Source organism: Bradyrhizobium sp. AZCC 1678 (assembly GCF_036924765.1).
Lineage (GTDB): Bacteria > Pseudomonadota > Alphaproteobacteria > Rhizobiales > Xanthobacteraceae > Bradyrhizobium > Bradyrhizobium algeriense.
On the sequence record NZ_JAZHSE010000001.1, the window covers coordinates 6,543,716 to 6,561,005 of the forward strand.

General features: G+C 64.1%; 17 protein-coding genes. 7 read left to right on the forward strand and 10 right to left on the reverse strand.

All coding sequences use genetic code 11. The features are described from left to right. Positions 1-7: 7 nt before the first annotated feature. Together aroC and V1294_RS31420 are read right to left on the reverse strand one after the other, a co-directional pair. On the reverse strand, positions 8-1,096 hold the full coding sequence (gene aroC / locus V1294_RS31415) for a chorismate synthase (protein ID WP_334502659.1): 1,089 nt from the start codon (positions 1,094-1,096) through the stop codon (positions 8-10). 146 nt (positions 1,097-1,242) lie between these two features. After that, complete coding sequence (locus tag V1294_RS31420; protein WP_334502661.1) at positions 1,243-1,842, reverse strand: histidine phosphatase family protein; 600 nt, start codon at positions 1,840-1,842, stop codon at positions 1,243-1,245. A gap of 229 nt (positions 1,843-2,071) precedes the next feature. On the opposite strand from V1294_RS31420, the gene V1294_RS31425 reads away from it, so the two are divergent. Together V1294_RS31425 and V1294_RS31430 are read left to right on the forward strand one after the other, a co-directional pair. After that, positions 2,072-2,560: an RNA polymerase sigma factor gene (locus V1294_RS31425; RefSeq protein WP_057855117.1), complete on the forward strand. Its 489-nt coding sequence runs from the start codon at positions 2,072-2,074 to the stop codon at positions 2,558-2,560. Between the two features lie 67 nt (positions 2,561-2,627). After that, on the forward strand, positions 2,628-3,398 hold the full coding sequence (locus V1294_RS31430) for an anti-sigma factor family protein (protein WP_334502663.1): 771 nt from the start codon (positions 2,628-2,630) through the stop codon (positions 3,396-3,398). A gap of 498 nt (positions 3,399-3,896) precedes the next feature. Here V1294_RS31430 and V1294_RS31435 read toward each other — a convergent pair whose 3' ends face one another. Together V1294_RS31435 and V1294_RS31440 are read right to left on the reverse strand one after the other, a co-directional pair. Continuing rightward, positions 3,897-4,871 (reverse strand): DnaJ C-terminal domain-containing protein, encoded by a 975-nt coding sequence (locus V1294_RS31435; RefSeq protein WP_334502666.1) that lies wholly within the window; start codon positions 4,869-4,871, stop codon positions 3,897-3,899. Positions 4,872-5,007: 136 nt separating this feature from the next. Continuing rightward, the gene (locus V1294_RS31440) at positions 5,008-5,415 is read right to left on the reverse strand and encodes an RT0821/Lpp0805 family surface protein (protein WP_334484088.1); all 408 of its coding nucleotides are present in this window, start codon (positions 5,413-5,415) and stop codon (positions 5,008-5,010) included. Positions 5,416-5,537: 122 nt separating this feature from the next. Here V1294_RS31440 and pdxH point away from each other — a divergent pair, with 122 nt between their 5' ends. Next, a complete protein-coding gene (pdxH, locus tag V1294_RS31445; RefSeq protein ID WP_334484091.1) occupies positions 5,538-6,179 on the forward strand; it encodes a pyridoxamine 5'-phosphate oxidase in 642 nt (213 codons plus the stop codon). Between the two features lie 40 nt (positions 6,180-6,219). Next, positions 6,220-6,972 carry an SDR family NAD(P)-dependent oxidoreductase gene (locus tag V1294_RS31450; protein ID WP_334502668.1) on the forward strand — a complete coding sequence of 251 codons (753 nt, stop codon included), beginning with the start codon at positions 6,220-6,222 and terminating at the stop codon, positions 6,970-6,972. 173 nt (positions 6,973-7,145) lie between these two features. Here the strand turns inward: V1294_RS31450 and V1294_RS31455 are convergent, their stop codons facing one another. Together V1294_RS31455 and V1294_RS31460 are read right to left on the reverse strand one after the other, a co-directional pair. Then, a complete protein-coding gene (locus V1294_RS31455) occupies positions 7,146-7,364 on the reverse strand; it encodes a hypothetical protein (protein ID WP_108518681.1) in 219 nt (72 codons plus the stop codon). Positions 7,365-7,493: 129 nt separating this feature from the next. Next, positions 7,494-8,471 carry a magnesium transporter CorA family protein gene (locus tag V1294_RS31460; protein ID WP_334502670.1) on the reverse strand — a complete coding sequence of 326 codons (978 nt, stop codon included), beginning with the start codon at positions 8,469-8,471 and terminating at the stop codon, positions 7,494-7,496. 390 nt (positions 8,472-8,861) lie between these two features. Between V1294_RS31460 and V1294_RS31465 the strand changes: the two genes are divergently transcribed. Beyond that, on the forward strand, positions 8,862-9,551 hold the full coding sequence (locus tag V1294_RS31465) for a L,D-transpeptidase (protein WP_334484096.1): 690 nt from the start codon (positions 8,862-8,864) through the stop codon (positions 9,549-9,551). 28 nt (positions 9,552-9,579) lie between these two features. Here V1294_RS31465 and V1294_RS31470 read toward each other — a convergent pair whose 3' ends face one another. Further along, the gene (locus tag V1294_RS31470; protein WP_334502672.1) at positions 9,580-10,680 is read right to left on the reverse strand and encodes an extensin family protein; all 1,101 of its coding nucleotides are present in this window, start codon (positions 10,678-10,680) and stop codon (positions 9,580-9,582) included. A 155-nt stretch (positions 10,681-10,835) separates the two neighbouring features. Here V1294_RS31470 and V1294_RS31475 point away from each other — a divergent pair, with 155 nt between their 5' ends. Next, positions 10,836-12,464, forward strand: a complete 1,629-nt coding sequence (locus V1294_RS31475) for a fatty-acid--CoA ligase (RefSeq protein ID WP_334502675.1) — start codon at positions 10,836-10,838, stop codon at positions 12,462-12,464. Positions 12,465-12,639: 175 nt separating this feature from the next. On the opposite strand, the gene V1294_RS31480 is transcribed toward V1294_RS31475, so the two are convergent. Together V1294_RS31480 and V1294_RS31485 are read right to left on the reverse strand one after the other, a co-directional pair. After that, a complete protein-coding gene (locus V1294_RS31480; protein ID WP_334504893.1) occupies positions 12,640-13,419 on the reverse strand; it encodes a TAXI family TRAP transporter solute-binding subunit in 780 nt (259 codons plus the stop codon). Positions 13,420-13,639: 220 nt separating this feature from the next. Further along, on the reverse strand, positions 13,640-14,896 hold the full coding sequence (locus tag V1294_RS31485; RefSeq protein ID WP_334502678.1) for a hypothetical protein: 1,257 nt from the start codon (positions 14,894-14,896) through the stop codon (positions 13,640-13,642). 448 nt (positions 14,897-15,344) lie between these two features. On the opposite strand from V1294_RS31485, the gene V1294_RS31490 reads away from it, so the two are divergent. Next, entirely contained in the window at positions 15,345-16,193 is an 849-nt protein-coding gene (locus V1294_RS31490) for a DUF1499 domain-containing protein (RefSeq protein WP_334484112.1), read from the forward strand. Between the two features lie 82 nt (positions 16,194-16,275). On the opposite strand, the gene V1294_RS31495 is transcribed toward V1294_RS31490, so the two are convergent. Next, positions 16,276-17,202 carry an MBL fold metallo-hydrolase gene (locus V1294_RS31495; protein ID WP_334502680.1) on the reverse strand — a complete coding sequence of 309 codons (927 nt, stop codon included), beginning with the start codon at positions 17,200-17,202 and terminating at the stop codon, positions 16,276-16,278. Positions 17,203-17,290 lie beyond the last annotated feature (88 nt).

Genomic DNA, 17,290 nt, shown 5'->3' on the forward strand with positions numbered 1-17,290 from the left:
CGGGATTCTACCCGCCGACCTGGCCGCGATGGCGCAGAAAATGATCGGCCAGCACGCAGGCCATCATGGCCTCGCCCACCGGCACAGCGCGGATGCCGACGCAGGGATCGTGGCGGCCCTTGGTCATGATGTCGGTGTCGGCGCCCGCGCGATCCACCGTCTTGCGCGGCGAGAGGATCGACGAGGTCGGCTTCACCGCAAAGCGCACCACCACCGGCTGGCCGGTCGAGATGCCGCCGAGCACGCCGCCGGCATTGTTGGACAGGAACCGCGTGCCGTTGTTGCCGGTGCGCATCTCGTCGGCGTTTTCCTCGCCTGACAATTCGGCAGCACCAAAACCTGCGCCGATCTCGACGCCCTTCACCGCGTTGATGCTCATCATCGCGGCTGCCAGCTCGCCGTCGAGCTTGGCGTAGATCGGCGCGCCCCAGCCTGCCGGCACGCCTTCGGCCACCACTTCGATGACGGCGCCGATCGAGGAACCGCTCTTGCGGATGCCGTCGAGATATGTCTCGAAGAACGCCGCGCTGTTCTTGTCGGGACAGAAGAACGGGTTGCGCGCGATCTCGTCCCAGTCCCACTTGTCGCGATCGATCTTGTGCGGGCCCATCTGCACCAACGCGCCGCGCACCTTCACGTCGGGAAGAATTTTGCGCGCGATAGCGCCGGCCGCGACGCGCGTCGCCGTCTCGCGCGCCGACGATCGTCCACCGCCACGATAATCGCGCAGGCCGTATTTGGCCTCATAGGTGAAGTCGGCGTGGCCGGGACGAAACTTGTCCTTGATCTCGGAATAGTCCTTGGAGCGCTGATCGGTATTCTCGATCAGAAGCGCGATCGGCGTCCCCGTCGTCACCTGCGCGCCGGTTTCGGGATGGGCCATCACGCCGGACAGGATTTTGACCGCGTCCGGCTCCTGGCGCTGGGTGGTGAAGCGCGATTGTCCCGGGCGGCGGCGGTCGAGATCGTGCTGGATATCTGCATTGGTCAGCGGGATCAGCGGCGGGCAGCCGTCGACCACGCAGCCGATCGCGATCCCGTGGCTCTCGCCGAAGGTCGTGACCCGGAACATGTGGCCGAAGGTGTTGTGGGACATGCTGTGTCGTAACGCGGGGCCGCACGGCGGTCAAACCCGCAGACGGTCATTCCGGGATGGTCCGAAGGACCAGACCCGGAATCTCGAGATTCCGGGTTCGATGCTTCGCATCGTCCCGGAATAACGGCGCGTATAAGGCACCGCCCTTAACTATACTTCCGCAAGCCGCCGTCACGGAACACGTAGACGGCGCCCTGCTCGATCAGGAGGTCCGCGGCGCTCTGCGGCGTTTCGATGCCGAGCGCCACCATCAGCGCCCGCGCCGTGCCGCCATGGGCCACGGCGACGGTGTCGCCCTCCACGGCATCGTACCAATCGCGCATCCGGTCCTGCACTTCGGCGTAGGTCTCGCCGCCTTCCGGGGCCATCGTCCATTTCGCCGTCAGCCGCTTTGCGTAGAGCACGGGATCGGCGGCCTGCATCTCGGCCAGCGTCGAGCCCTCCCAGACACCGTAGCCGATCTCGCGCAGGCGGTCGTCGAGCGCATATTTTTCCGGCGGCAGCTTCAAGGCGCCGCGCACCAATTCCATCGTGGCTCGCGCCCGGCCAAGCGGACTTGCGACGAAGGGCAGCGTGGCCTTGTCGCGGCCATCGCGCGCCAACAACTCGGCGAGGACATTGCCGGCATGGGCCGCCTGCCTGCGGCCGAGATCGTTGAGCGGAATGTCCTGCGCACCCTGCAGCCTGCCTTCCGCATTCCACGACGTCTCGCCATGGCGGATGTAGTAGATCACGGGCGCGGGCATCGGGCTATCAGGCTATTCCTTGCTCAGCGGAGCGAGATGTCGGGCGTGTCTGGGCGATTCATGCCGACGACGTGCTTCGAGGTACATCAGCACTCCGGCGCGGTCGAGCCCAAATCCGCCTGGGGTTAACGCTGTTTCCGGTGCGGCTCAATGGCTGGAATAGACACGTCAATTGGGTGTTATGCTGGGTAAGGCGTTCGCGCCTCATAACTCTTGCAATCTGGTACCGATGAGCGCGTTTCGTCAAAGTGTCGAAGCCATGATTCCGGCGCTCCGTCGCTATGCACGTGCGCTCGCGCGCGATGCCGACATCGCCGATGATCTGGTGCAGGACACGCTGGTGCGTGCGTTGCGTTCGGAACGGTTGTTTCTCGGCGGCGACGTCAGGAGCTGGCTCTATACGATCCTGACCAATTTGAACAAGAACCGGCGGCGGTCGCTGGCGCGGCGGCCGCAATTCATGCCGCTGCTCGACAACAACCCCGACGCCAGCGGCACCGAGGCGGAGGGCCGCGATATCGCCCGCGCGCTGGCAACGCTGGTGGAAGAACAGCGCTCGGTGCTGCTCCTGGTGATGCTGGAAGGGCTGAGCTACCGCGAGGTCGCCGAGATCCAGGGCGTGCCGATCGGCACCGTAATGTCCCGGCTTGCACGCGCACGCGCGCATGTCAAAGCTTCGCTCGAGGGCGAGCGTGCGGCGCTGCGGCGGGTGAAATGATGAAAACGTAACGTACAGGCGGATCAGAGAATAGACGCAGGATCAGGAAGAGACAGAGACGACGACAATGACCGATCGCAACATTCCCGTCACCGAAGACGAGCTGCATGCTTACGTCGACAACGAGCTGCCGGCGGAACGGAGCAGTGACGTCGAGGCGTGGCTCGCCTCGCATCCCGACGATGCCGCGCGGGTGCAGTCGTGGCGCGCGATGGCGGACGCGCTGCACGCCAGGTACGATTCGGTTGTCGACGAAGCCGTGCCGAAGCGGCTCGAGATCGAGCGGCTGGTGCAACAGCCGCGCAAATGGGTCTACGGCGCGATCGCGGCCACGCTGGCGGCGTTCATCGTCGGCGGCAGCGTCGGCTGGCTCGCGCGCGGCGCGACGGCGGCGCCCTCCGCTTTCCAAAATCTGACGGTGCACGCGATCGAAGCGCACCGGCTTTACGTGGTGGAGGTGCGGCATCCCGTCGAGGTGCCGGGCAGCGAACGCAGTCATCTGCAGCAATGGCTGACCAAGCGCTGCGGCTGGGTCGTCCGCGCGCCAGAACTGACGAATGCCGGATTGAAGCTGGTCGGCGGGCGGCTGCTGCCGGGCTCCGGGGGTCCGGCATCCTTCATGATGTATGAAAGCGCTTCGGGCGAACGTTTTACGATCTACACCGCGAAATCGAACGCCGAGGCGACGCAGATGCGATACGCGGCGGAAGGCAAGGAAAGCACGCTGTTCTGGGCCGATGACGGCGTCGTCTATGCCGTGGTGTCCACCGGCGTCGACCGGGGGCGGCTGACCCAGGTCGCCCAGGCCATCTACGACCAGATGGAGAAGAAGGGCTAACCCGCGTAGCGCGGGTGAAGCGGAAGCTAAACCCGGGATCAGTGCGAGCGGATGGCGTGTTCCCGGATTGCGCGGAGCCTGTCATCACTGTGCGAGCGCAATTGCGCTCGTCGCCGGGCGCGCATTCGCGCGACCCGTTGGCTCCATCTGGGCTACCGGCAAGAAAAGCGGCGGATAAGCAACACCGCACCGCTTGTCCAAATTCTGACATCGAAAATCTGGAATCAAACCACCAGCGCGTCTCATTAATGCACCGGGTGATCACGCGAAAATGAGCAGCGTTCGATCCGCCGATCGGCGCAAGCGGCCTCGATCGGGGTTTGGTACCGCGCTGGTCCCCCTTTCGAGGCCGCCCCTTTTTCCAAGAAACCATTTGTTTTCAAGGAAATAGGCTGATTCGTCGGGAAAAATTCCTGCCAGGCCCCGTACTGTTCCTGCCAGGCCCCGTACTGTTCGACACGTATTTTTATGCCGCGAATCGCGGCCGAATCACTCGACTCAGCCGAAATCGCTGCGCGGATTATAAGGGTGGCCGTCCCGCCACTTTTCCATCAATGCCTCAAGCTCGGCATCGTTCCCGTCGGACAGAATAATTCGGGTGGTGACGAACAGGTCCCCGGTTCCCCCCGCCTTGGGCAAACCCTTGCCCTTGAGGCGGAAAATGCGACCGCTGGAGGTGTTTTTCGGAATCGACAGTTCCACCGCGCTGCCGAGCGTCGGCACCCGGACCTTGCCGCCCAGCACCGCCTCATAGAGCGTAATGGGCAGAGCCAGCCGCAAATCGCTGCCCTCGACCTTGAAAAAGGGATGCGGTGCGATGCTGACCGTAATCAGCAGATCGCCCGGCGGGTGGCCCGGCGCGGTTTCGCCCTGCCCCTTCAGCCGGATCTGCTGGCCGGCGATGACGCCTGCCGGAATCCTGACGTTGAGCTCCTTGCCGGTCGGCAGGCGAACGCGCTTTTCCCCGCCCTTGACCGACTCTTCCAGCGACACCGTCATGGCGACGTTCAGATCGAGGTCGAGGCCGATCCCGCCGGTGTCGAATTCAAAGGTCCGGCCGCCGCCCGGACGTCCACCCCTGGCCGCGCCGCCGAACATGCTGTTGAGGATATCCTCAAAGCCCGCCCCGCCCGCGCCGCCGGGACCGCCACCGGTGCGGAAGCTGTAGGACTCGAAGCCACCAGCTCCACCGGCGCGGCCGCGCGGGTCGCCGCCGGGAAAACCGCTGCCAGAAAAGCCTTGGAAACGTGGCTTGCCCTCGGCGTCGATCTCACCGCGGTCGAACTGCTTGCGCTTGTCCTCGTCGCCGATGATCTCGTTGGCGGAATTGATCTCGGAAAAGCGCGCAGCCGCCTTCGGATCGTTCTTGTTGTTATCCGGGTGATGCTTCTTGGCGAGCTTGCGATAGGCACTCTTGATCGCCGCAGCGCTGGCGCCCCGCGGCACCCCCAAGACCTCATAGGGGTCGCGCATCCGTCAGGTCTCCTTCACGGGAATTCGGTTTGTTGAAGCTTAGGACAATTCGCCCGCTTTGGCTTCATCTGGGGATCCAGTTGCATTTTTGCAACTAGCGTGACGGCTTTGCTTGAAAAAGGCTTGGCTTCAGGCCTTATCCCCTCGTCCAGGGCTTGATGGTGTGGATCTCCCATCGGCCACGGCCGGCTTTGCAGGCAGCGCCCTGCAGCCAGCTTTCCGCACGGCCGTTGACGTAGCTCGCCAGGAAATCCCGGCAGGTGCGCCCGTCTTCGGCGGAATAGGCCTGCGAGAGCGGCGTCACCGAGCCGCGCGCGCCGGTTTCCGGATTTTCCCAAGGCTGGCTGGAATCCTTGTCGCCCTTGGTCAGCACGTCGGAGGCGGCGGTGCGTGCAAAGGCAAGGTCGCTCTCGGTCGGCGCCGGCGCCGTGCCCGGTTGCTTGCTCAGCGAACCCGTGACGTCGGCGGCGTTCATCCTGGCATAGGCGTCCGGGCGCGACAGGCTGCAGCCGCCCGAGCCGAGACCGATCAAAATCAAGGTCATCACTGCGCCGCTCGGCCCGATCGCCGATAGGCCAACGCGTCCCCATGCCCTATATAGAGCGAGCCCGTATCGGGGCTGCAACGCGCTCTGGGACGCGAATGGACGCAACTGGGACTCCTGCCATGACGGACACGACCTCCATCAAACACCCGGCACCGTTAACATCGGGTGATTTTACCGCGGCCGAGGAACCGTTTGCGCTGTTCGCCGAATGGTTTGCGGAAGCCGTGAAGTCCGAACCGAACGATCCCAACGCGATGGCGCTGGCGACCGTCGACAGCGACGGGCTGCCGGACGTCCGGATGGTGCTGATGAAGGGCTATGATGCGGATGGTTTCGTGTTCTACAGCCACATCGCCAGCCAGAAGGGCCGCGAACTCGCCGCAAATCCTAAGGCGGCTTTACTATTTCACTGGAAGTCGCTGCGCCGTCAGGTCCGCATCCGCGGCAACGTGTCGCCGGTGACATCAGAGGAAGCCGACGCCTATTTCGCCACGCGCCCGAAGCAGGCGCAGATCGGCGCCTGGGCCAGCAAGCAGTCGCAGCCGCTGGAGAGCCGCTTTGCCTTCGAGCAGGCGATCGCCAAGGTCGCCGCCAAATACGTCATCAGCGAAGTCCCGCGCCCGCAGGGGTGGAGCGGCTGGCGTATTCACCCCACACGTATCGAATTCTGGCATGACCGCCCGTTCCGCCTGCACGACCGCATCGAATTCCGCCGCGATGCGCCGGCACAAGCCTGGAGCAAGGTGCGGCTCTATCCCTGATGCCACGAGCCTAGACGCTGTTCAAAGCTGAAAGACCTACATGCCCTCTTCATCCAACGCGCCGCGGCGCACGCTACTCTTGACCGGTGCCAGCCGCGGCATCGGCCATGCCACCGCGATCCGGTTCTCCTCGGCCGGCTGGCGCGTCATCACCTGCTCGCGGCACGCCTTTCCGGAAATCTGCCCGTGGGGCGCAGGCCCGGAGGACCACATCGAGGTCGACCTCGCCGATCACGACGACACCACGCGCGCGATCTCCGAGATCCGCCGGCGGCTGGAGAACGACGAACTGCATGCGCTGGTCAACAACGCCGCGATCTCGCCGAAGGGCCCGGGCGGCGGCCGGCTCGGCACCATGGACACCGACATCGACACCTGGAGTCATGTTTTTCGCGTCAACTTCTTCGCGCCGATCATGATGGCGCGCGGCCTGATCGAGGAGTTGAAGCACGCCAAGGGCGCGGTGGTGAACGTCACCTCGATCGCGGGCTCGCGCGTGCACCCGTTCGCCGGCGTCGCCTATGCGACCTCGAAGGCGGCACTCGCTTCACTGACACGGGAAATGGCGTCCGATTTCGGCCGCGTCGGCGTCCGCGTCAACTCGATCGCGCCGGGCGAGATCGACACCTCGATCCTGTCGCCGGGCACCGAGAAGATCGTCGAGCAGCAGATTCCGATGCACCGGCTCGGCACGCCGGACGAAGTCGCGAAGATCATCTATGTGCTGTGCACGGAAACCAGTTCGTATGTGAACGGCGCCGAGATCCACATCAACGGCGGCCAGCACGTCTAGCGCAGGATGTGATCGCAGGTCGCGTAGGGTGGGCAAAGCGAAGCGTGCCCACCATTTCTTTCAGCGCAGGATGCTGGTGGGCACGGCGCAAGTGCGCCTTGCCCACGCTACGCGACTTCGAGACGCGCAACGGCGCGTGCCTCGGGATGAGGTCAGTGATTGCGGAAGCAACATCACTCCGCGTAAAACTTTCGTTGCGCCGTGCGCAGTGTGGTCGCAGCAACGTTAAGCGTGCTCGAACACTCGTCCTCGTTCTCGCCGTCCGCCAGCACAGCACCGCAGTGCCGGCAAAGCCGCGTCGAGAACGCCTGCGCCTTGCCAACGACGCGGGCCTGCTGATAGCGCGCAAGATCGATGACGTTGCGTGGCGACATTATGAGTTTCTCAACCATGGGATCCTCGCGGCCTGAGAAATACGTTATCGCAGACAAGTTTCGATCATTCGTTCAGCGCACTGCTCAAATTTTAGCGGTGGAATTGAGTCGATCTTCGCAGATGTGGAACGGCAGGGAACCGCTGATCTACAGCCACTTCTTCCACTTGAAGAGAAAATACGGCAGCACCGCTGCCATGAGCATCATGACGAGCGCCATTGGATAGCCGTGTGCCCATTCGAGTTCCGGCATCGCCTTGAAGTTCATGCCGTAGATCGAGGCGATCAGCGTCGGCGGCATCAGGACGACGGCCATCACCGAGAACAGCTTGATGATGTTGTTCTGCTCGAGATTGACGACGCCGAGCATGGCATCGAGCGTGAAGGTGATCTTGTTGGAGAGATAGGACGAATGGTCGGTCAACGACGCGACGTCGCGCTGCATGGTCTTGAGCTGCTCGCGCATGTCCTTGGACCATTTGACGCCTTCCACCACCGCCGACAGGAAGGTGACGACGCGGCCGATCGAGACCAGGCTCTCCCGGATCTTCGAGACCAGATCCCCCTTCCGCCCGATCGCGATCAGGATCTGGGAATATCGCTTGGCCTGGCCGTGGCGCGCGCTTTCAGGCTCGAAGATGTCGTGGGAAACCTGATCGACCTCGGCGCCGGCGCGCTCCAGAATGTCGGCGCAGCGGTCGATCACCGCGTCCAGCAGTTCCATCAGCACCATTTCGCCCGAGATCCCCGGCATGCATGAGCGCGCCAGCTTGTGCTCGACGAGGGCAAACGGCTTCGGCTCGTCGTAGCGCACCGTGACCAGGCGGTGACCGGCCAGGATGAAGGTGACGGCCGTCGTTTTCGGCATATCGGTGTCGGATTGGCACATCAGCGTTGCGGTCATGTAACGGGCGCCGTTCTCGATATAGAGCCGGCTGGAAATCTCGATCTCCTGCATGTCTTCCCGGGTCGGCACCGCGATTCCGGCCAGCCGCTCGACCGCGCGGTCCTCCTCCATCGTGGGGTTCAACAGGTCGATCCAGACCGCATTGTCCGGCAACAGTGCCGGCTCGACGGCCAGCAGCTTCTTCAGGGCGGATTCGGAGGGAACAAACACCGAAAACATGGGCAACTCCGGAAACAGGGCGGCAAATCTCTCGTCTCGACGCGAACCGGTACCCATTTCGCTTGAAAACGCCAGAGCACCCAGCGGCACTAAACCCGATTCTGGCAAGCGCTTGATGACCGGCGCATTAACCGCCGATCCACATTTGTGGCGGTGAGGCGGCGCCCACGCGGCCGAGATTCGGCCCCGGCGTACCCCCTGTCCGGAACTCAACCGCAGGTCGCAAAATTTGCGGCATAAAAGCCACAGCCGCGCTTCTGCAGCGCGAAACGGGCGTGCAAACGCTGGCATAAATGCCAGCTTTTGCGGATAATGGGATTAATGGAATCGTCGCGTTTTTGGCGCAACATCTGTTGCCGCGAACGCCAGACTTTCGATTGGAAGTGTACCATGTCGTCGCTGAAAGTAATCTTGGGGCTGCTCGCCGCCGGCCTTGCGTTGTCCGGCTGCATGCCGGCAACCACCTATCAGGCCGCCCCTGAAGCCACCCTCAAGCCGAACGACAAGGCCCAGCTCGCCAAGGCGCGCTACGCCGCGGTTCCGCCGGCAGAGCCGTTCCGCCGCGCCATCGTCGACTATCACCGCAAGGAACTGCCCGGCACCATCGTCGTCGATTCCGATAACCACTATCTCTATCTGGTTCAGGACGGCGGCAAGGCGATCCGTTACGGCGTTACCGTCGGCGAGGAAGCCCTCGCCTTCTCCGGCATCGCCCGCGTCGGTAACATGGCCGAATGGCCGAAGTGGACACCCACCGCGGACATTCACAAGCGCATCGAAGGCCTCCCGGCCTCGGTACCCGGCGGCGTCGACAATCCGCTCGGCGCCCGCGCGCTCTATCTCTATCAGGGCAACAAGGACACCCTGTTCCGCATCCACGGCACCAACCAGCCGGAATATATCGGCGCCTCGATTTCGTCGGGCTGCATCCGCATGACCAACGAGGACGTCATCGACCTCTACAGCCGGGTGAAGCAGGGTACGGTCGTCGTCGTGCTCGAACCCAAGCAGGGCGACTCGCCGTTCAATTCCAAGATGGCACTGCAGGGCGGTGGCCACAACGGCCCGACGCCGCAGTAGCCGACTCCGGTTCGACCGCAGCCGAAGATCAAGAGCGCCGGTTTTGCCGGCGCTTTTTCTTTGCAGGCTTCTCCTCGCGCGGCGGTTCGGCCTCTTCAGTTTTTTCGGCATTCGATTTTTCAGCGTCCGGCTCGGCATCGGACTTCGCGTCAGACTTCGCACCAGACTTCGCATCAGACTTGGCGTCGTCCGGTTTGGCGACGACCTCGCGCGGCGGCGCTTCGTCGGGCCGCTCGGCCGGCAATAGCGGCGCTTTCTGCGGCAGCGGGTCCCACACGTCCCACTGGCAGATCCGGTAATTGCCACGCCGCTCCATCAGGTCGAGATGGATATGGTCCTCATGGTACCAGTCCGAGCCTGGACCCAGCACCGTCGAGAACCGCTTGCAGGCGGAATGCAGCACGCTCTCGCGCAATCCCCGCGGCACGGTGCGGTCGGTCAGCGAGATCAAGCTGCCGTCGGCGAACTTGAAGGCGCGAACGTCAAGCGCGTTGGCGCGGCCGTGCTCGGAGAGCCTGGCGCCGACGATGCGGTTGCGGCCGCGGCACTCGAACGAGTCGAAATTGTCGAGATCGGAGATGGAGCTGCCGAGGCGCTCCGCCAGCGGCGCGATATCGCTGCGGATCCATTCGGCCAGCGCGGACGCCATGGTACAGCGCAGGATCGCCGCCGGCTTCACCGAAACCCGCCGCTTGTCTGGCAGCACGATCGCCTCCAGCCGCACCAGATCCTCGCCGCCGCAGCCGTCGGCGCCCTTGATGTCGGGGATGCTGGGCGCAATGGCGACTTGGTCCGTCAGCGCCAGCCGGCAGGCCGACGGCTGTGGCGTAGGCGGCGGCGCCGGCACGGCCTGCTGGTCGGGCTTGCCGTTCGGGGGAGAGGCCAGCTGCTCCTTGTCCGGCTTGTCGCGCTCGGCCGAAGGGGCCTCGGACGGGCGAGGCTTCGGCAGCGGCACCGGCAGCACCGGCGCCGCCGCACGCCGCGCCGTCGGTCGCGGCCCTCCCCGTTCCCTTGGCGGTGGTAAATGCCTGAACAGGTCGTCCCACGGCGCAGCGCGCGACCGTTTCGCCGCCCAGGCCGGCTCGACTGGCATGCCAATCAGGATTGCCGCGACGGCAACGGTAACCATTGCCGCTCCAATGCGGTGAAAGGTGCCATTAGCCCATTTTCGGCTTGCCTTCTGCGCGATAGAGTTCATGTCAATTCCATGAACCAAACCCGCGATCCGCCCGTAGAGTCGGCGGATCGTGCGGCAACGAACAAAACCATCGGAGGAAAGTGCGTATGCTCGGATTGATGCAAGACTGGCCTTTGCTGTGCCATCGGATTATTGAACACGCGGCGAAGTACCACGGCACGCAAGAGGTCGTCACGCGGTCGGTCGAAGGCCCCATTCATCGCACCAATTACGCCGAAATTCATGCACGCGCACTGAAAGTATCGCAACGGCTGGACCGCGACGGCATCAAGCTCGGTGACCGCGTCGCCACCATCGCCTGGAATACCTGGCGCCATCTCGAAGCCTGGTACGGCATCATGGGGATCGGCGCGATCTGCCACACCGTCAATCCGCGGCTGTTCCCCGACCAGATCGCCTGGATCATCAACCACGCGCAGGACCGCGTGGTGATGGTCGACATCACCTTCGTGCCGATCCTGGAAAAGATCGCAGCCCAGCTGCCGAGCGTCGAACGCTACATCGTGCTGACCGACAAGGCCCACATGCCGCAGACCACGCTGAAGAACGCGGTCGCCTATGAGGACTGGATCGCGGAAGCCGACGGCAAGTTCAACTGGAAAGGCTTTGACGAAAACACCGCGGCCGCGATGTGCTACACCTCGGGCACCACGGGCGATCCGAAAGGCGTGTTGTATTCGCACCGCTCCAACGTGCTGCACGGATTGATGGCCAACAATGTCGACGCGCTCGGCACCAGCGCCGCCGAGACAATGCTGCCGGTGGTGCCGTTGTTCCATGCCAACAGCTGGGGCATCGCATTCTCCGCGCCTTCGATGGGCACCAAGCTCGTGATGCCGGGCGCCAAGCTCGACGGTGCTTCGGTCTATGAACTGCTCGACACCGAGAAGGTCACGCACACTGCCGGCGTGCCGACGGTGTGGCTGATGCTGCTCAACCACATGTCGGCCGGCAATCTGAAGCTGCCCCACCTGAAGAGCGTGGTGTGCGGCGGCTCGGCGATGCCGCGCACGATGATCAAGTCGTTCGTCGACATGGGCGTTCGCGTGCGCCACGCCTGGGGCATGACCGAAATGAGCCCGATCGGCACTGTCGCCGCGCTGAAGCCGCCGTTTGCCGAACTCACCGGCGAGGAACGGCTCGACATCCTGCAGACCCAGGGCTATCCGCCGTTCGGCGTCGAGATGAAGATCACCGACGATGCCGGCAAGGAACTGCCGTGGGACGGCAAGACTTTTGGCCGCCTCAAGGTGAGCGGCCCTGCGGTCGCCAAAGCCTATTTCAAGATCGATACAGATATTCTCGATGACGAGGGCTTCTTCGACACCGGCGACGTCGCGACCATCGACCAGCATGGCTATATGCGGATCACCGACCGCTCCAAGGACGTCATCAAGTCCGGCGGCGAATGGATTTCGTCGATCGATCTGGAAAATCTCGCGGTCGCCCACCCCGCGGTCGCAGAAGCGGCCGTGATCGGCGTCTATCATCCCAAATGGGACGAGCGTCCGCTTCTGATCGTCCAGCTCAAGCAAGGCCAGCAAGCGACGCGCGAGGACATCCTGAAATTCATGGACGGCAAGATCGCCAAATGGTGGATGCCCGACGACGTCGCCTTCGTCGACGGCATTCCCCACACCGCAACCGGCAAGATCCTGAAAACGGCGTTGCGCGAACAGTTCAAGAGCTATCGCTTCCCGAACGCGGCGGCGTGAGGCGAAGGCTGCCTGGAAACAGGAAGGCTGCCTTCCCGCAAAAAGCTAATCTCCGCATACTATGCGGAGATTAGGATCTATTCCCCGCAAACGAGGAAATCGGAACGGCGCGGTGCGTCGGGCACGAGGCGGCACGCCCTTTTGACGTGCATCGCCCTATCGGCAGCAACCAGCGCTACCGCCTGGCTCCCGGCTGGCTTTCCTTCCACTTCAGGAATTGCTGGTAGAGCGCCGTGTCGTCCTCCGCCGTTCGCGTGGCCTGCCCGCCGGTGTCACGGGCCTGCGCGGCCATGAACGCATCGAACTTCTGGCGCGTGTCGGAAGCAACGGTGGAATTCTTGTCGAGCCATTCCTGGGCCGCCGGAAAGCGCGTCCATCCCTTCAAGGGCGCACTCAACACCACTTCCTTCCACTTCGGATGGAACGGCGGCTGCTGCAGCGATTTCAGGCGGTCGAAGAATATTTTCACGAAATGCTCGACCTTGCCGTATCGCTCGGTCTTCGGCGACCAGTTGTAGGCGGCCAGGATCGCCGGCACCGCGACGGTGTCGACGCGGCCGCCGGGCGGGATCAGCGACGGATAGTCCTCGGCCTTCAGCACGGATGGCAGATAATCGCTCTGCAGCGGCCCGCTATAGGGGATCGGGACGAAATGCAGGTTGTCACCCTTGACCTGGCTGACGGCCCTGGACGGGCTTCCCTGCACGGCTACGACGGCATCGAGTTCGCCGTTCTTCAGCTTTTCGTAGGCGACGCGCTGCTCGATGAAGGCGTAGAGCGGCTTGATGCCCAGCCGTTCGAAGATGGTGATCGCGGTGACGAACGTGCCTCCGTTCGGCAGGTCGACGGCGACGCGCCGGCCGTTCAGATCGGCGAGGCTGCGGATCGACGTCCCGGCGACGACGTGCATCTCTTCATTGTAGAGCTTGGTGATATGCCTGAGGAATAGCTGAATATTGTCTTCAGTCCGTCGCTCACTGCGGCCGGATCGATCTCGCCCTTGTTGCCTTGAGGGTTACCTTGGGCGAAGGCCGATGTCGCGCATACCAGCGCGACCGCGCAGCGAGACGCCACGCTGGTAGCGTATCGCATCGTCATGGAAAAACTCCGGTACTTAAAAAACTCCGGTACTCAAAAAAACTTTGACGGGCGCGTGCGAACGCGCCGCGTCGAAATCAGCGCGAGAGCGCCAGCGCTTCCAGCTTTCGCTGCGCGTCGGGTTCGCCCCATTCCTTGGCCCGCTGATACCACGTGCGGGCCTGCGCGGCGTCCGCCAGCGGACCGTCGGCGCCGATCTGCCTGAGCAGCGCCGGATCATAGGTGGTGCCGACGAGCAAGGCCGCCCGCGCATTCCGCGCCTCGGCGCCGCGCATCAGCAACAGCCGCGCCGACTGGACGTCGCCGCTGGCGAGCAGATCCTGTCCGCGTTTGATCAGAGCAGCGACTTCCCTCGGATCGAGGCTGCGCACGACCTCCGCCTGCGGCGGGGCCGGCATCGCCGATGGCGCGGCCGCGGCCACGGCGACCGGCGGCGGCAGAACGACCGGCGGCGGCACGGCAACCGGCGGCGCCGCGGCGGCCCTTGTTGGTGCTACCGCTGCAAGGCTTGGTACTGGAAGGCTTGGTGCTGCAACGCTTGGCGCTGCCGCCCAGCTCAGCCGCGTGGAGGTGGCGGTGAGCGCCACGCCGTCACCGTCCCGCAGTTCGGCCGTGACCAGCATCTGGCCGGTGAATCCGTCAGGCGGAATGACTGAAACGCCGGAAATCTCGGTCGCCGACACGCGCCACTCGGAACCAACACGCTTTCCGGACGTCAGCCGCGCGCCGGCCGTCAGTCCGTTGATGGATACGAACGCGCCGGGCGGCGGAGCGCCTACATGAATGCCGAGCGGCACAGGATCGTTGGCGAAGCCGCTGCCGTCCTGCACCGCCAGGGTCGCCGTACGCTTCTGTGGCGCCGGCGGCTGCGGCGCCGGGGTCACCGATGATTTTACCGACTGCCAGGCGGCCGAAAGCGACGCGTTGTCCTGGCCGGCGGGGCGTTGCGAAGACGGAATGGCCATCACGAGAAGCGTCGCGATGCTCGCCGCAATCGCCACCGCGATCGAGAAGCGGATGACCTGCTGGAACAGCGCGCGCCGCCCCGACAGATCGCGGAGCACGGACGGCGCTTCGACCGGCGCCACATCCCTCGCCTCCTGCATGGCCTGGGCGACGGCTTTGGTGAACATTTCGGAATCCTGGCGGCGTGGAGGCTTGCCAAATGGTTGCAAGGACGGTCCTTCCGTCGGCATTCGCGGACGCCACCCATCGTTGTTCTGCATGAGCGTCGGGCTCGGCTGCTCGCTGGTCGCCCGCTCCCTCAGCTCGCGCGGCGCATAATATTCCGGATCGTTCGGGCCGACATATCCTTCGTGCTTTGCATCACTCATACTGAACACCCGCCCTGATAGGGCCTTCCACCGGCCCTGCGGACGTACACCGATTGCGCCCTAAGCGATCCCTAGAAACTCCGGATGGGCGCAACCGCATCCCTGCGGCTCCGCCCGGCAACAAGGACCGGGAGTTGAGATCATCCTGCAGCGCCTCCGGCGAACATTCCGCCGTTTCCCCATTCTGGTTGGCAGTTCCGCCGGTGTCCAGTGCAGGACAGTCCCATGTGGCGGCAAATACGACAACCCGGCGGCGATAGGTAGACGAAAGTTGGACCGACTTCAATCTACAACTAATAATCAATTTACAGGGATAGTTAACCGGCAAGGTTGCTACAACCCGATTAGTATCGCGCAAACCTTGAAATTCGCGGCCCGCCGTGGTCTCAAGCTGCGAGTTTGCCCGGCCCGCCCGCCGGCCAAGACTCCAACACGGCAGATTCAACCGATGGCCCGAAGGTTTTCCGCTCCCTACCAGTCGGAGCCCGTGTCCAGCCTCGCCACCTGGTCGCGCAACCTCGCCATTTTCGCCGTGGTCGCGGTGGTGGTCTCGATCCTCATCGTCCGCTTCGGCTTCCTGGAGATGAAGCCGGCGCTGGCGACCTTCTTCGGCGCGCTCGGTTGCGCCGTGCTGTCGATCCTGGTCGGCCTCGCCGCCTTTGCCGCGATCTGGCAGAACGGGTCGCGCGGCATGGGCCGGATCCTGCTGGCATTCCTGATCAGTACCGTCCTGCTCGCCTACCCGGCCTACCTCGCTTTGCAATACCGCAAGCTGCCGCCGATCCACGACATCACCACCGATCCGATCGATCCCCCGCGCTTCGAGGCGCTGGCGCGCTTACGCAGCGGCGAAGGCGCCAACTCCGCTGTTTATGCCGGGCTCTATTCGGCCGAACAGCAGCGGACCGCCTATCCCGATATCGAGACCGTGGAGCTCGAAGTGCCGCCGCAGCGGGCCTATGAGGTGACATTGGCGCTGGTCACCAAGCGCAAATGGCTCGTAATCGACGAACGGCCGCCGCAGCCGCCGCGCCGTATCGGCCGCATCGAGGCGGTAGCACGGACGCCGATCATGGGTTTCCGCGAGGACATCTCGATCCGCATCACACCCGACGGCGAGGAATCGCGCGTCGATATCCGCTCCTCCTCGCGCTATTTCGAAAGCGACCTCGGCAGCAATGCCGCCCGCGTGACAAAGCTGATCGAGGACATCAATTCCGCCGTCGACAATGCCAAACCGGCGCAGAAGAAGCCGCAGGCGCCGGCCAAAGCGCAGGCGAAGACGGTGAAGAAGTAAAGGGCGAATGGCGGGTGGCGAGTGGCGAATAGCGAATGGAAAGCACGCCAGCGCTCGCCGATCCTTCCCTATTCGCTACTCCCTATTCGCCATTCGCCAAGCGGTAGCTTCCACCGATCACCGGATCACCGTCCGTCGCCACGATGCCGCGCGCGACCAGGTCTTCCAGATGCGCCAGCACGGAATATCCGGCGGCGTTGGTCAGCCGCGGGTCGATGCCGATGTAGATCGCGCGCACCATGGTCGGGATGTCGGCCTCGCCCTTGGCGAGGCGATGCAGGATCGAGGCTTCGCGGGCCTGGCGGTGCCGGGTCAGGAAGCGGACGTAGCGCGGCCCTTCCGGAATTTCCGGGCCGTGGCCTGAGAAATACAGATCCTCCTCGCGGGCTTCCAGCCGCGCCAGCGAGGCCATGTAGTCGATCATCGATCCGTCGGGTGGAGCGACGATCGAGGTCGACCAGCCCATCACGTGATCGCCGACGAAATTGATCTTCCGCTCAGGCCACGCGAACGCCAGATGGTTGGCGGTGTGCCCGGGCGTTGCGACCGCCTCCAGCGCCCAGCCCTGCCCCTCGATGACGTCGCCGTCCTTGACCGCGATGTCAGGCCTGAAATCGCGGTCGGCGCCGGACTCCGGATTGTGTTTCTCGCTCTCGAAGCGCGGCCGCGAGGCGCGATGCGGGCCCTCGGCATAGACAGGCGCGCCGGTGGCGGCCTTGATCCGGGCGGTATTCGGCGAGTGGTCGCGATGGGTATGGGTGACGAGAATATGCGTCACGGTTTCGCCGCGCACGGCATCCAGCAGCGCCTTGGCATGCGCTTCGTCATCAGGGCCGGGATCGATGATCGCGACCTTGCCCTGGCCGACGATGTAGCTGACCGTGCCGGTGAAGGTGAACGGGCTCGGATTGTTGCAGAGAACGCGCCGCACGCCGGGGCGGACTTCATCGACGACACCCGGCTTGAGCGGGAAGTCGCGGTTGAACGGGATGTCGTCGTTGTCGGCCATGGGTTTTTTCTTGGCGTCATTCCGGGGCATCGCGCAGCGATGAACCCGGAATCCCGAGGTGGGAAAAAAGAATACGGCGCGAGAGATT